Source organism: Janthinobacterium lyxosi (assembly GCF_051380665.1).
GTDB lineage: Bacteria > Pseudomonadota > Gammaproteobacteria > Burkholderiales > Burkholderiaceae_D > Janthinobacterium.
Genome location: NZ_JBNYXM010000001.1, coordinates 1 through 13,324, shown reverse-complemented (window position 1 = coordinate 13,324; position 13,324 = coordinate 1). Strand labels below are relative to the sequence as shown.

Sequence of the window (13,324 nt, the reverse complement as noted above, 5' to 3'; positions counted from 1 at the left end):
TTCGCGGCGCTAATCGACAGTATTATTTATTTTTCTGCTCATTGTTTTTCATTTCAATCAGCATCCACCGTAAACTACGCAGGAACTTTCCACCTTTATCCAGTGATTGAAATCTCATTCCGTGTACGTGGTAGCCTAGTATCAGTATCCATAGAAACAAAAAAATGAACGGAATTATTTTCAGCCATATTTTTTGATCAAATGGTCCGATAAAATCCGATATTTTTGGGTTCATAACATAAAAAAGTGCACCGAAAAATAATATGGTGATTGGATGGCGAAAATATGATGCGGTGAAGGGCAATGCGTCCTCATGGATTGCTTTGCTAAATTCGACGCATTTTTCAATTTGCTGAATGCTGGGGTTGATCTTTTCCATCGCTGTCTCGAAGAACCACATTGTGCGTAACAATTCGTATTGAATCGATTTTAGTTGAAGAGCTTTTTTGCTTGCTACACCTATTTTTTTATAGTCTGATGCCAGCCCTTTTTCGATGCAGATATCTACTATAAGATAATCGATGAAGGTCAGGAAAATGACAAGTGCGATGCTGAGAAGGTCAGAAATTTTATTGTCCTGAAAGCTGAGAAGTAATACCGCTATCATCAGAATTTTTGTCATCCAGATTATAAAGGTGAAGCTATTTTTTTCTTTTGGAAAATATGCTGCTTTGATGCGTTTCAAACCGACCGCAGTCAGATAAATTTGGTATAGCTGGCCATGCAGTTGCATGATTTCAAGTCTGTCTCTTGTTTTAGGTACGACAAGCTTTTTTTTGAATATTTTCCTGTTATCTTCAGCAATCATTTTTTACCTCTCAAGGGTCAGTGGCCTGCGTAATGGGATGCCATCGTCGTTTTATCATCAAGCATGAACTGGCTCATGCAAGTAGATCAAACAGAGGGAGCGGAAATGGTTCTGATGGAAGGAAATTGAAGAAAGCGCACGTGCGATGATGATCACCTGTCGGGCATGCGGCAGGCCAACGGACTGATACCCCTGGCAGACCGGCTAATACGGTGTACCGTTCAGCATTGTTTTGCGGCCAAATGGCTGGCATTTATAGCAAGTGGCCATCCGAACAAACTGACGGGAATGGGAGATGAACCGGGAGAGGAAGCTCCCCCGGATACAGCTGTCTGCTTGCTATTTCTTGCCCAGCAAGTCGAGCAGGATCGACGTTTCCGCCGTGATCGCCGCCTTGATGGTTGGCTGGTACTCGGGTGCCCATTGCGGCGAGTGCGGGCCGGCCAGCGGTTTGCCGCTGGCCTTGGCGGCGGCCAGCTTGCCTGGCTCCACCGCGCCGATATGCAGCAGCACCGCCTTCACGCCGGCCTGGCCGTAGTTGGCGAAGTCTTCCGACGTCATCTTGGCCGGCATTTCCGTCACGTTGGCCGCGCCCAGCGATTTTTGCAAGGTCGATACCATGCGCAGGGTCAGGTCCGGGTCGTTGTAGACGGCGTCCGTGCCGGGACGAATTTCCACCAGCGGCTCTTTCGGCGCGCCGGCGGCGAACGCCTCGCCCTTGACTTCACGCGCGATGCTGGCCAGCACGCGCTTGCGCACGGCATCCTTGAAGGTGCGCACTGTCAGCTGCATGGTGACCTGGTCGGGCACGATGTTGGCCTGGGTGCCGCCATGGATGCTGCCCACCGTGATGACGACGGGGTCCATCGGATTGTTTTCGCGCGAGACCAGCGTTTGCAGTGCCAGCACGATGCGCGCGGCCATCACGACGGGGTCGCGCGTGTCATGCGGTGCGGCGCCGTGGCCACCCTGGCCATACACGGTGATGCTGATGGTGTCGGCGGCGGCGCGGAAGTAGCCGGCATGGTAGCCGACCGTGCCCGATGGCAGCGTGGCTTCATCGTGGAAGGATAGCGCGTAGTCCGGTTTCGGGAAACGCGTAAACAGGCCGTCCTTCAGCATGGCGGCCGCGCCCAGCAGCGGTTCTTCGGCCGGCTGGCCCACCAGCATCAGCGTGCCGCTCCAGTGCTGGCGGTTGTCGGCCATCAGCTTGGCGCTGCCATACCAGGCCGACATGTGCACATCGTGGCCGCAGGCATGCATCACCGGCACGCTTTCGCCGGCCGCGTTTTTCGTCACCGCGCTGCTGGCAAACGGCAGGCCGGTTTTTTCCAGCACGGGCAGTGCGTCGATTTCCGTGCGCAGCATGACGACGGGGCCGGGGCCGTTGCGTAGGATGGCGACGACGCCCGTGCCGCCGACGCCGGTGGTCACGTCAAAACCGAGCGCCTTGACCTTCTCGGCCAGTTTTTTTGCCGTTTGCACTTCCTGGAACGCCAGCTCCGGGTGGCGGTGCAGGTCCAGGTACAGGCTTTCGACGGCCGGGTAATTGGCCGCGAGCTGGGCCGCGATGGCGGGTGGCAGGGCTGCGCCATGGGCGCTGCCGACACAGGCGAGGGCAGCGGCGAGGGTGATTTGTTTCAGGGACAATGCGGAAAATTTCATAGATTTCTTTGAGAGCCAGACGAGCGGACACGCACGGCTCGCCTGTAGTTGCAGAAGAGACTTTTAACTTAACAGAAACATTTCTCAAAATCAATAAACCATCTACATATATTTCAACAATGTATAATCTGCAAGATAAATAATTCCTTAAGGAATTAAAAATATCTTCAACGCATGATTTTAGAGAAAAGACACCATGGGCTTTATCGCAAATATCAAGATCGGCAAGCGCCTGAGCATCGGCTTTGTCCTGATCCTGGCAATGACCGTTCTGATCGCTACAATGGGCGTGTGGCGCCTGAATGAGGTGGCGACGTCCACGCGTGCCATGATGGCCGAACCGCTGACCAAGGAACGCCTGATTACCGACTGGTATGGCTTGAACTTTGCCTCGATCCGCCGCACGGCCGCCATCGTCAAGAGCAGCGACCCGGCGCTGGGACCGTATTTCAAGGAAGACTCGGCCGCCTCGGTGAAGAAGGCGGCCGAATTGCTCAAGCAGATCGAGCCGCTGGTCGCGGGCGACAAGGAAAAAGCCCTGTTCGCCAAGATTCTCGAGCAGCGCAAGGTGTACAGCGCCTCGCGCGACGGCGCCGTCAAGGCCAAGGCCGATGGCGACATGGAGGGCGCGGCGAAAATCCTCGACACCTCGTTCACGCCGGCCGCCAAGGTTTACCAGGATTTGCTGCAGGAACTGGTGACCTTGCAGCGCGAAAGCATCGATGCCACAGCCAAGCAGATCGACGCCTCGGCCGTGCATGACACCACCGTCATCAGCCTGCTGACCCTGTTCGCCGTGGCGTTCGGCGTGTTGTGCTCGTGGCTGCTGACGACGGGCATTACGCGTCCGCTGCGGCAGGCGCTGGCGCTGGCCGAAACGGTGGCTGCCGGCGACCTGACGCAGACTGTTGTCACGACGGCGAAGGATGAAATGGGGGCGCTGCTCACGGCCCTGGGCAATATGAACAACAACCTGGTCAGCATCGTCAGCCAGGTGCGCAGCGGCACGGACAGCATCGCCACGGCATCGTCGGAAATCGCCGCCGGCAACCTGGACCTGTCATCGCGCACGGAACAGCAGGCCGGTTCGCTCGAAGAAACGGCCTCGTCGATGGAAGAACTGACCAGCACCGTCAGGCAGAATGCCGACAATGCGCGCCAGGCCAACCAGCTGGCGATCACGGCGGCGGGCATCGCCAGCCGCGGCGGCTCGGTGGTGGCGGAAGTGGTGGCGACCATGGGCTCGATCAACGAATCGTCGCGCAAGATCGTCGACATCATCAGCGTCATCGACGGCATCGCCTTCCAGACGAATATCCTGGCGCTCAATGCGGCCGTGGAAGCGGCGCGGGCCGGCGAGCAGGGGCGCGGTTTCGCCGTCGTGGCCGGCGAAGTGCGCAACCTGGCGCAGCGCTCGGCGGCGGCGGCCAAGGAAATCAAGGGCTTGATCGACGATTCGGTCAGCAAGGTGGGCGTGGGCGCCAAACTGGTCGACCAGGCCGGCGCGACCATGGATGAAGTGGTCTCCAGCGTCAAGCGCGTGACGGACATCATTGGCGAAATTTCCAGTGCCAGCCAGGAGCAGACGCACGGCATCGGGCAAGTCAACCAGGCCATCACGCAGATGGACCAGGTGACCCAGCAAAATGCGGCGCTGGTGGAAGAGGCTGCGGCCGCAGCCGGTTCTCTGCAAGAGCAGGCGCACGGCCTGGCGCAAGTGGTCAGCGTATTCAAGCTGCGTGCCGGGGATGGCGCGCAGCGCCGGCCGGCCCCAGTGGCACGTCCTGCGCCGGCGCCGCGTGTTGCTGTGCGCAGCATTGCCGTCAAGGCGAAGCCGCCGGCTGCCGCGAAAGCGCTGGCCGGCGACGACTGGGAAGAGTTTTAAATTCGGACAGACGATGGCGCCATCGCCATGATGGCGCCTTGCGTCAGGGTCAGCCTTGTTGCAGAGGGATGGTGCCGAAGGTGGCCGGCGTCGAGCACGGCTCTTCGTCAAAGGCGATGTCGCCCATGGGGTTGGCCATGCCATCGGCCTTCAAATCCTTGAAGCCGAACAGTTTCGGGTCCATCAGGTGGGAAGGCGCCACGTTCGACAGCGACGAGAAGATGCTTTCCACGCGGCCGGGGAATTTCTTGTCCCATTCTCGCATCAGGCCCTTGATCTGCTTGCGCTGCAGGTTTTCCTGCGAACCGCACAGGTCGCACGGGATGATGGGGAAGCCTTTGACTTCCGCATAGCGCTGCGTGTCTTCTTCCTTCACGTAGGCCATCGGGCGGATGACGATGTGCTTGCCGTCGTCTGATTGCAGCTTGGCCGGCATGCCTTTCAGTTTTCCGCCGAAGAACATATTCAGGAAGAAAGTTTCCAGGATGTCATCGCGGTGGTGGCCCAGGGCGATCTTGTTGGCGCCCAGCTCGTCGGCCACGCGGTACAAGATGCCGCGGCGCAGGCGCGAGCACAGCGAGCAGGTGGTCTTGCCTTCCGGGATCAGGCGCTTGACGATGCTGTAGGTATCCTGGTTTTCGATGTGGAAGGCCACGCCCAGTTCCGTCAGGTAGGCGGGCAGGATTTCCGGTGGGAAGTTCGGCTGTTTCTGGTCCAGGTTGACGGCGACGATGTCGAAGTGAATCGGCGCGCGTTCGCGCAAGGTCATCAGGATGTCCAGCAGCGCGTAGCTATCCTTGCCGCCCGACAGGCACACCATCACCTTGTCGCCGTCTTCGATCATATTAAAATCGCCGATGGCTTGCCCCACCAGGCGGCACAAGCGCTTGTGCAGCTTGTTGTTTTCCAGGGCGATCTTTTCCGCTTTCTTGCGCGCCAGTTTCTGCGCTTCCACGTTGGCCGGGAATTCCACGGCCGTTGTCGTCGTTTCCATCACTGCGTTGTTGTTCATGTTGCTCATACTTCATCCTTGATCTTGAATACTTCCACGCCCACGCCTTCGCAGTCGGGATACACGTCCGGTTTCATGCTCGACACGCGCGCGGCGCGCACGCGCGGGTGCGCCAGCATGGCAGCGAGCACGTCGTCGACCAGGCTTTCCTGCAGCTGCACATGGCCTTGCGCCATGCGCTTGGCGATGGTTTCGCGCATGAAGTCGTAATCGACCACCTCTTCCAGCTGGTCATCCTTCGGCGTCGACAGGGCCAGGGGAATGTACAGGTCGACGTTGATGAGGACGCGCTGCTCGCCCTTTTTCTCGAAGTCGTAGACGCCGATGTTGATGAGGACTTCGTAATTGCGCAGGAACAGGCGGCGGCAATCGGCCAGGCGAGGGTGGGACAGGGCGGACGACATAGTTTTACCTTTTAGGGGATGCTGGAATACTGGTTGTTTGGTAGGGCTGTTGATTATTTGGTCAAAAACATGACGTCGCGCGGCAGCCCGATCAAATGCTGGCCGCCATCGACCAGCAGGGTCGTGCCCGTCAGCGCGCGCGCGCCGGCCACATAACAGACGCAGTCGGCCACATCCTCGGGCGTGCTGGAACGTCCCAGTGGCGTGTTTTCATGCGCCTTGGCAAAGTTCGCTTCCGTCTGCTCGCCGGAGACCATGGTGATGCCGGGGGCAATGCCCACCACGCGCACTTTTGGCGCCAGCGCCTGGGCCAGCATGGTGGTCGCCGACAGCAGCGCCGCCTTGGACAGGGTGTACGACAAAAAATCAGGATTGAGATTGTACAGTTTTTGATCCAGCAAGTTGATGACCACGGCTTGCCCGCCGCTTGGGGTGGCCTGGTACAGCGCTTGCGCCAGCAGGATGGGGGCGGCCAGGTTGGCGTGCATGTGGGCGTCGAGCGCGGCGACGGAAAAATCGCCGGCATTGTCGTATTCAAACAACGATGCGTTGTTGACCACGCAAGTTACCGGTCCCAGCGCCGCCTGTGCCTGCGGCAATAGTTGGCGCACGGCGTCTTCCCGCGCCAGGTCGCAGGGAAACGCTTGCACGCGACGGCCCAGCGCAGCGATTTCCGCCACCAGGCTGAGCGCTTCCTCGTGCGAGTCGCGGTAATGCACGGCGATATCCCAGCCGTCGCGCGCCAGGCCCAGCGCGATGGCGCGGCCGATGCGGCGCGCCGCGCCCGTGACGAGGGCGACGCGGGGAGTGCTGTGTGGCAGTGTCGATGCTGGAGTCATGTCTTTATTTACTGTGCTTGTGTGTGAAGTGCGCCTGGCCGCCATGGCCTTCATAGCCGACACTGGCGCCGTGGCCCGCCGATTCGCTACAATGCGGGAATGTCTCTTCCCGCACCCGATAGCGACGCGCTGGCCGCGTCCCATGCCTTGCAGCACCAGATTGCCGCCGAAATCGCGCGCAATGACGGCGCCATTCCCTTTCTCCGCTTCATGGAGCTGGCGCTGTATGCGCCTGATCTCGGCTATTACAGCGGCGGCGCCGCCAAGCTAGGCAAAGATGGCGATTTTACAACCGCGCCGGAGATTTCGCCCCTGTTCGGCGCCACGCTGGCCCATGTGGCAGCCGCTATTATGGCGCAAACGGCCCCGCGCATCCTCGAATTCGGCGCCGGCACGGGCAAGCTGGCCTGCGATATCCTGACGGAAGCGGCCAGCGCCGGCATCCCTATAGAACAGTATGCGATCGTCGAATTGTCCGGCGAATTGCGCGCGCGCCAGGAGCTGGCGCTGGCCGCCTTCCCGCAAGTGGTGTGGTTCGACGGCTTTCCCGACAGTTTCGAAGGCGCCGTGTTCGGCAATGAAGTGCTCGACGCCATGCCCGTCAACCTGATCAGCAAGACGCCCGCCGGCTGGTGCGAACTCGATGTCAGCATTGCCGATGGCCAGTTCGTGTTTGTCGAGCGCCTGGCCGGCGCCGATGTGGCCGCGCAGATCGCCGCCCAGGTGGCCGAGGCCGATGCCTTGCCGGTCGGCTATGTCAGCGAAATCCACGGTGTCGCCTGCGGCTTCATGCGCTCGCTGGCGCGCATGCTGACCAATGGCAAAGGTGGCGCGGCCGTGCTGTTCGATTATGGCTTCCCTGCGCATGAGTATTATCTGGACTTGCGCGCCACGGGCACCCTGATGTGCCATTACCGCCACCACGCCCATGCGGAACCGTTTTATCTGCCCGGCTTGCAAGACATCACGGCCCATGTCGACTTCACTGCCATGGCGGTGGCGGCGCAGGATGCGGGTCTCGATGTGCTCGCGTACATGAATCAGGCGTCCTTCCTGCTGGGCGCTGGCATCGGCGACTTGCTGCTGCGCACCGATCCTGAGCAGGTCAAAACGTACTTGCCGCAGGCAAGCGCCGTGCAAAAGCTGGTATCGCCGGCCGAGATGGGGGAATTGTTCAAAGTGCTGGCGGTAGGGCACCGCGTGGAGTTGCCGGAAGCCCTGTTGTCCAGTGATCGCAGTCATCGCTTGTAAGCGCTGCAATATCAAGGCAGGGCAGTCTCGCCCTGTAATTTCCTGTCCGCCGGTGGTTATTATCTTGTCATATCGTTTATGATGACCGACACAGCACGGTTCCATCCTGCAAGAACCCGTCGCCGCGCACCGATTTCAAGATAGAACGATGGGAAAGATACACACACACTATGACAACCTGAAGGTGGCGCGCCTGGCGCCGCAGGAAGTCATACGTGCCGCGTACAAAGCCCTCAGCCAGAAATACCACCCGGACAAGAATCCCGGCGACGAAAAGGCCGCCCGCATCATGGCGATCCTCAACAGCGCCTATGGCACCTTGTCCGATCCACAACGCCGCAGGGAACACGACGAGTGGATCGCTGCCGAGGAGTGGGAAATCGAATGGCTGGAAAGCACCCACCAGGAAGAAGGCAAGAGCCGCGATGGCCGCGCGAAAGGCCATGCCCAGTCGCATGAGCACGCCTGGGCGCAGGACGTGCCGCCATCCAAGGACAAGCCGCGACGCGGCCTGCAGCCCGTCTGGCGCAACTGGCGCTGGTGGCTGAGCCTGCTTGTCTGTCTGTTGCTGGGCTGGTTAGGCGCCTTGCTGATGCTCGATACCTCCCAGCCCGTGCCTGCCGCGCTGGCATCGGCCTGGAGCGGCATGGCCCGCGATGGCGCCAAGCCCCATGCGCCGACGGCCACGTCAGTGGCCACTGCCGCGCCGGCGCCATCGAAAGGCGAGGCCGTGGCCGTCGACAGCTGGGCGGTGGGCAAACCGTATGCACCGGAACCCCAGGAAGCGAAGACGCCCGAGATCCGCGTGCTGGCCGTTTCCCAGCTGAGCCTGAAAGCCATCCAGCCCGCCTGCGATGGCGCAGTCAAGGCAGAGTCCGCATCGCTGGTGGCGCCGAACGGCGAACCCTGGCCTGTGCATTCGGGCTATGTCGATGGATTTCCGATCGGTAACAAGGGCGAGGAGCTGGCCGTCAGCATCGACAACAGCAACAATGCCGCGCCCATGTTCGTCAAGCTGTATGACACGGAGCGGCGCTCGAACGTGCGCTATCTGTACATCCTCGCTAACGACAAGCTGCTGGTGGAACAGCTCAGCGCAGGCAAGTATGAAGTGCGCTACCAGGCAGTCGGGCCGGGCCAGGACAATTGTGGCGGCACCACGCGCGGCGGTGCACCAGCGCCGGCGCCGGCCGCTGGCGAAGGCGGCACGCAGAATCCTGTTGTAAGCAGCATCTAATCTGATTATGCTTGCTATGCCTCAACGCAGCGTCCACATCGAACTTATCCATTAGGAGTATTCATGACCGACCTCAAAGCCGATGCAGATGATAACTGGCTGCTCGACGAGGATGAGCCGGTGGCCAGTCCTGCCGGGCTGGCCGCGCCCGACCAGCGCCTGTGGCGTGTCTTGATCGTCGATGATGATGTGGATGTGCATGCGGTCACGCGGCTGGCGCTGCGCAATGTCAGTTTCAAGGGGCGCGAACTGGAACTGTTCTCCGCCTACAGCGGCCGCGAAGCGTATGACATCCTGCGCGACACGCCCGATATCGCGCTGGTGCTGCTCGACGTGGTGATGGAAACGGATGACGCCGGCCTGATCCTGGCCAAGCGCATCCGCGCCGACCTGAACAACTCCATCGTGCGCGTCGTGCTGCGCACGGGCCAGCCGGGCCAGGCACCCGAGCAGCGCGTCATCATCGAATACGACATCAACGATTACAAGGCCAAGACGGAACTGACGACGCAAAAGCTGTTTACCACCGTCATCTCGGCCCTGCGCGCCTACGAGAGTCTGATGATGCTCGAGCGCAGTCGCATCGGCCTGGGCAAGATCCTCGCCGGCGCCACCAATCTGTACCAGATCCATTCGCTGCGCGAATTCGCTTCCGGCGTGCTGAACCAGGTCAGCGCCATCCTTGACGTGGGCGCCGACGGCGTGCTGTGTCTGATGCAGGGTGGCGCCGGGCGGCCCGAGGTGGTCGCCGCCACGGGCAGCTATGCCATGCTGGCCGAGTCGGAAGCCCTGCCGGCCGACCATGCGCTCACCCCCACCATCGCCAAGGCGTTTGCGGAAAAGCGTAGCCAGTTCGAGCATCCGGCCAATGTGCTGTTCATCCACACGGAAGGCAACCGCGAGCTGGCCATTTCCGTCACGCCGCCGTGGCCGCTGGCGCAGATCCAGCGCGACTTGCTGGAAGTGTTTTGCCAGCGCATCGCTGCCGCCTTCGACAACCTGTACATGTTCGGCCAGCTGCGCAAGGCGCAGGAAGCGACCGTGGTGGCGCTGGCCGACCTGGCCGAGTTTCGCGACAGCGACACGGGCGGCCATGTGCGGCGGGTGCAGCTACTGTCCGACGCCATCGCCCGGCGCATGCAGCAGCGCGGCGTGTACCCGGACGAGCTCACGCCGCAACTGCTCGACATGATCGGCCTGGCCAGCATCCTGCACGACGTAGGCAAGGTGGCCACGCCGGACGCCGTGCTGCTGAAACCGGGCAAGCATACCGACGAGGAGCGGGTGCAGATGCAGCTGCATGCCAGCGTCGGGCGCACCATCCTCGAGCGTGCCGCCAACATGGTCGACGGCGTCAGCTACCTCACGTATGGCGCGCAGATCGCCGGCGGCCACCACGAGCATTTCGATGGCGCCGGCTATCCGAACGGCATCGCGGGGCACGCCATTCCTGTCGCTGCACGCATCGTTGCCGTGGTCGACGTCTTCGATGCCTTGCTGCACGAGCGGCCCTACAAGGAGCCGTGGCCATATCCGCAGGTGCGTGAATACATCGAACAGCGCAGCGGCAGCCAGTTCGATCCGGAAGTGGTGACGGCGCTGCTGGACCTGATCGACAATGAGCCGCAACTGTGGCATCCGGAGCGCGCCACCGCTTGAGTTGCAACTTCCTTGTCAGTTTCCTTGGCGTTTTTTGGCACGACACCATTCCCTTGCGCGCGGCGCCGTCATATACTCGGCTGCCTCATGCTGGCCGGCGCCACGCACCAGTGTGGCGCGCCGCAGAGTTTTCGGACATTACGACATGAAAGAACTCAAGGGCCTTAGCGCACTGATCATCGAGCCGCATCCGGGCATGCGCGCCAGCCTGCACAATATGCTCAACCTGTGCGGCCTGGCGAAGATCGATGACGCGGCCAGCTCGGGCCAGGCGATCCGCATGCTGGGCAGCAAATCGTATGATTTGATCTTGTGCGAATACGATCTCGACGGCGGGCAGGATGGCCAGCAGATGCTGGAAGACTTGCGCCACCACAAATTAATGCACGCGTCGACCATGTTCTTCATGGTCACGGGCGAGGGCAGCTTCGCCAAGGTGGTCAGCGCCGTCGAGCTGTTGCCTACCGATTACATTCTCAAGCCATTTACCGCTGACAACATGTTGGAGCGTATCGGCCGCGCGCTGGACAAGCGCAATGCCTTCGTGCCCGTATATGAACTGATCGACGTGGGCAACGAGCGCGCGGCGATCGCCGCCTGCGCCGAGGGCGCCAGCCTGTATCCCCGTTACGCCACCGATTTCCTGCGCCTGCGCGCGGAATTGCATTTGCTGCTGGGCGAGGCGGCCGACGCCGAGCCGATCTACGCAGCCCTGTACGACGCCAAGGCCATCGGCTGGGCGCGTCTGGGGCAGGCCAAGACGCAGTTCCTGCTGGGCGAGTACGAAGCGGCGCAGGGCACGCTGGAAGGGCTGCTGGAAAACAACAAGCGTTTTCTCGACGCGTATGACTGGCTGGCGCGCACGCACTTGGCGCAAGGCAAGCCGGAACTGGCGCAGGCAGCCCTGAGCGAGGCGGTGGCCCTGTCGCCGCATGCCGTGCGCCGCTTGCGCCGCCTGGGCGAGGCGGCGCTGGCGGCCGACGATATCGAGATGGCGGAAAAAGCCCTGAAGCTGGTGGTCAGCAAGGCCAAGTATTCGGAATTCCGCGACCCGGAAGACCATGTGCGCCTGGTGCAGACCCTGGTGCGCAAGGGCGACCCCTTGCAGGTGGGCGCCGTGATCCGCGACCTCGACAAGTCGATGGGCGGGCAAAAGAATACGGAACTGTGCAGTGCCCTGTGCAGCGCCATGCTGCATGCACATACGGGCAACGAGGAGCGGCTGCGGCAATCGCTCGACGCGGCCCTGGCCGCCAACCGTCACAGCGTGGGCGGCTCGAACATGCTCAAGACGGAACTGGCGCGCCATTGCCTGGCGCATGGGCGCGAAGACGGCGCGGCCGAGGTGATGCGCGAAGTCATGCGCAATGCGCCCGACAGCGCGGCCATGACGCGCGCCATGGCCGTGTTCGAGCAGGCGGGGCGCGAGGAGCTGGCCAAGGCGCTGGCGCGGCAAAGCCGCCAGGAAGTGGCCGATATGGTGGCCGCAGGCGCCGCCAAGGCGGGAGACGGCGATTTCCGCGGTGCCGTCGATCTGATGGGTGAAGCCGTCACGCGCCTGCCCGACAATCCGCAAGTGGTCTTCAATGCGGCCGTGGCGGTACTGAAATGCCTGGAACACGAGGGGTGGGATGAGCGCATGGGGCAGCAGGCGTTGACTTTTATTGCCGGTGTACGCCGCCTGGACCCGCGCAACCCAAAATTGCCCGTGTTGTCCGGCCTGCATCAGCAGTTGTTGCGTAAATATAAGCCCCTTGGCAACTCCTGGATGCATCCGCCTGACGCCCGGTAAACAGGAAAAATGCGGGGTGAATGACGGAGAAATGCGGCTTGCCGGCAGGAGCGATAAAAAAAATGCGAAAAAAGTCGACTTTTTCGCGCCAACCCTTGCACATTCTCAAATCGGGAGCTTATAATCACGCCCCGAAGCAGCCAACTTCTTCTTTATACGCAAATGCAGCAGTCAGGCATCGGCAAATAAGGTTGACAGTTGTGAGTAGATGCTTCATACTCTGCGGTTCCCGCGGAGGGGTGGCCGAGTGGTTAAAGGCGACAGACTGTAAATCTGTTCTCTATGAGTACGCTGGTTCGAATCCAGCCCCCTCCACCAAGTTTTTGCAAGGAAAACTGGGTAGTAGCAAGTAAGTGAAGATAAAGTGAACGATACCTCGCGGGTGTAGCTCAATGGTAGAGCAGAAGCCTTCCAAGCTTACGACGAGGGTTCGATTCCCTTCACCCGCTCCAGTTTCCGTTCAGATGCTTGATGCATCGCATGCAACAAATTACAGCCCTTGTAGCTCAGTGGTAGAGCACTCCCTTGGTAAGGGAGAGGCCACGTGTTCGATCCACGTCAAGGGCACCAGAATTCGCAGCAGGCAGCACAGAAGCAATTCAAACCAGACCGTCGGGCGTGTGCCTGAGCAATCTAATCAAATCATTAGGAGTTCAAAATGGCAAAAGGTAAATTCGAACGGACCAAGCCGCACGTCAACGTCGGCACCATCGGCCACGTCGACCACGGTAAAACCACGCTGACCGCTGCAATCGCAACGGTTCTGTCGAAG

The 13,324-nt window shown here is 60.7% G+C and carries 11 protein-coding genes and 3 tRNA genes; 9 read left to right on the top strand and 5 right to left on the bottom strand.

From position 1 onward, the window contains the following. Positions 1–22: 22 nt before the first annotated feature. The gene (locus ACQ4WP_RS00070; RefSeq protein WP_436518092.1) at positions 23–808 is read right to left on the bottom strand and encodes a hypothetical protein; all 786 of its coding nucleotides are present in this window, start codon (positions 806–808) and stop codon (positions 23–25) included. Positions 809–1,147: 339 nt separating this feature from the next. Further along, positions 1,148–2,473 (bottom strand): amidohydrolase, encoded by a 1,326-nt coding sequence (locus tag ACQ4WP_RS00065; RefSeq protein ID WP_436518091.1) that lies wholly within the window; start codon positions 2,471–2,473, stop codon positions 1,148–1,150. Between the two features lie 196 nt (positions 2,474–2,669). Between ACQ4WP_RS00065 and ACQ4WP_RS00060 the strand changes: the two genes are divergently transcribed. After that, the gene (locus ACQ4WP_RS00060; RefSeq protein ID WP_436518090.1) at positions 2,670–4,358 is read left to right on the top strand and encodes a methyl-accepting chemotaxis protein; all 1,689 of its coding nucleotides are present in this window, start codon (positions 2,670–2,672) and stop codon (positions 4,356–4,358) included. Positions 4,359–4,407: 49 nt separating this feature from the next. On the opposite strand, the gene ttcA is transcribed toward ACQ4WP_RS00060, so the two are convergent. From ttcA to ACQ4WP_RS00045, 3 genes are read right to left on the bottom strand one after another with little or no spacing between them, the layout of a single operon-like run. Next, on the bottom strand, positions 4,408–5,370 hold the full coding sequence (ttcA, locus tag ACQ4WP_RS00055) for a tRNA 2-thiocytidine(32) synthetase TtcA (RefSeq protein WP_436518089.1): 963 nt from the start codon (positions 5,368–5,370) through the stop codon (positions 4,408–4,410). A 5-nt stretch (positions 5,371–5,375) separates the two neighbouring features. Then, positions 5,376–5,774 (bottom strand): dihydroneopterin aldolase, encoded by a 399-nt coding sequence (locus ACQ4WP_RS00050; RefSeq protein ID WP_034753111.1) that lies wholly within the window; start codon positions 5,772–5,774, stop codon positions 5,376–5,378. A 53-nt stretch (positions 5,775–5,827) separates the two neighbouring features. After that, entirely contained in the window at positions 5,828–6,613 is a 786-nt protein-coding gene (locus ACQ4WP_RS00045) for an SDR family oxidoreductase (protein ID WP_436518088.1), read from the bottom strand. A 99-nt stretch (positions 6,614–6,712) separates the two neighbouring features. On the opposite strand from ACQ4WP_RS00045, the gene ACQ4WP_RS00040 reads away from it, so the two are divergent. The 8 genes from ACQ4WP_RS00040 to ACQ4WP_RS00005 all read left to right on the top strand — a co-directional run. Next, on the top strand, positions 6,713–7,864 hold the full coding sequence (locus ACQ4WP_RS00040) for a class I SAM-dependent methyltransferase (protein WP_436518087.1): 1,152 nt from the start codon (positions 6,713–6,715) through the stop codon (positions 7,862–7,864). Positions 7,865–8,012: 148 nt separating this feature from the next. Continuing rightward, complete coding sequence (locus ACQ4WP_RS00035) at positions 8,013–9,101, top strand: J domain-containing protein (RefSeq protein ID WP_436518086.1); 1,089 nt, start codon at positions 8,013–8,015, stop codon at positions 9,099–9,101. A gap of 63 nt (positions 9,102–9,164) precedes the next feature. Continuing rightward, complete coding sequence (locus ACQ4WP_RS00030) at positions 9,165–10,760, top strand: DUF3369 domain-containing protein (protein ID WP_436518085.1); 1,596 nt, start codon at positions 9,165–9,167, stop codon at positions 10,758–10,760. 145 nt (positions 10,761–10,905) lie between these two features. After that, positions 10,906–12,552: a response regulator gene (locus ACQ4WP_RS00025; protein ID WP_436518084.1), complete on the top strand. Its 1,647-nt coding sequence runs from the start codon at positions 10,906–10,908 to the stop codon at positions 12,550–12,552. A 233-nt stretch (positions 12,553–12,785) separates the two neighbouring features. Next, positions 12,786–12,870, top strand: a tRNA-Tyr gene (locus tag ACQ4WP_RS00020). Positions 12,871–12,930: 60 nt separating this feature from the next. Then, positions 12,931–13,004, top strand: a tRNA-Gly gene (locus tag ACQ4WP_RS00015). A gap of 43 nt (positions 13,005–13,047) precedes the next feature. Then, positions 13,048–13,122, top strand: a tRNA-Thr gene (locus tag ACQ4WP_RS00010). Between the two features lie 88 nt (positions 13,123–13,210). Beyond that, positions 13,211–13,324 (top strand): GTP-binding protein (locus ACQ4WP_RS00005; RefSeq protein ID WP_204317187.1); only part of this gene is annotated, 114 nt, incomplete at its 3' end.

Excerpts from the sequence above, each read along its gene's own strand:
- ACQ4WP_RS00060 (WP_436518090.1), top strand. The coding sequence starts at position 2,670 with ATGGGCTTTATCGCAAATATCAAGATCGGCAAGCGCCTGAGCATCGGC.
- ACQ4WP_RS00050 (WP_034753111.1), bottom strand. The coding sequence starts at position 5,774 with ATGTCGTCCGCCCTGTCCCACCCTCGCCTGGCCGATTGCCGCCGCCTG.
- ACQ4WP_RS00025 (WP_436518084.1), top strand. The coding sequence starts at position 10,906 with ATGAAAGAACTCAAGGGCCTTAGCGCACTGATCATCGAGCCGCATCCG.
- ACQ4WP_RS00065 (WP_436518091.1), bottom strand. The coding sequence starts at position 2,473 with ATGAAATTTTCCGCATTGTCCCTGAAACAAATCACCCTCGCCGCTGCC.
- ttcA (WP_436518089.1), bottom strand. The coding sequence starts at position 5,370 with ATGAACAACAACGCAGTGATGGAAACGACGACAACGGCCGTGGAATTC.
- ACQ4WP_RS00035 (WP_436518086.1), top strand. The coding sequence starts at position 8,013 with ATGGGAAAGATACACACACACTATGACAACCTGAAGGTGGCGCGCCTG.
- ACQ4WP_RS00070 (WP_436518092.1), bottom strand. The coding sequence starts at position 808 with ATGATTGCTGAAGATAACAGGAAAATATTCAAAAAAAAGCTTGTCGTA.
- ACQ4WP_RS00045 (WP_436518088.1), bottom strand. The coding sequence starts at position 6,613 with ATGACTCCAGCATCGACACTGCCACACAGCACTCCCCGCGTCGCCCTC.
- ACQ4WP_RS00040 (WP_436518087.1), top strand. The coding sequence starts at position 6,713 with ATGTCTCTTCCCGCACCCGATAGCGACGCGCTGGCCGCGTCCCATGCC.
- ACQ4WP_RS00030 (WP_436518085.1), top strand. The coding sequence starts at position 9,165 with ATGACCGACCTCAAAGCCGATGCAGATGATAACTGGCTGCTCGACGAG.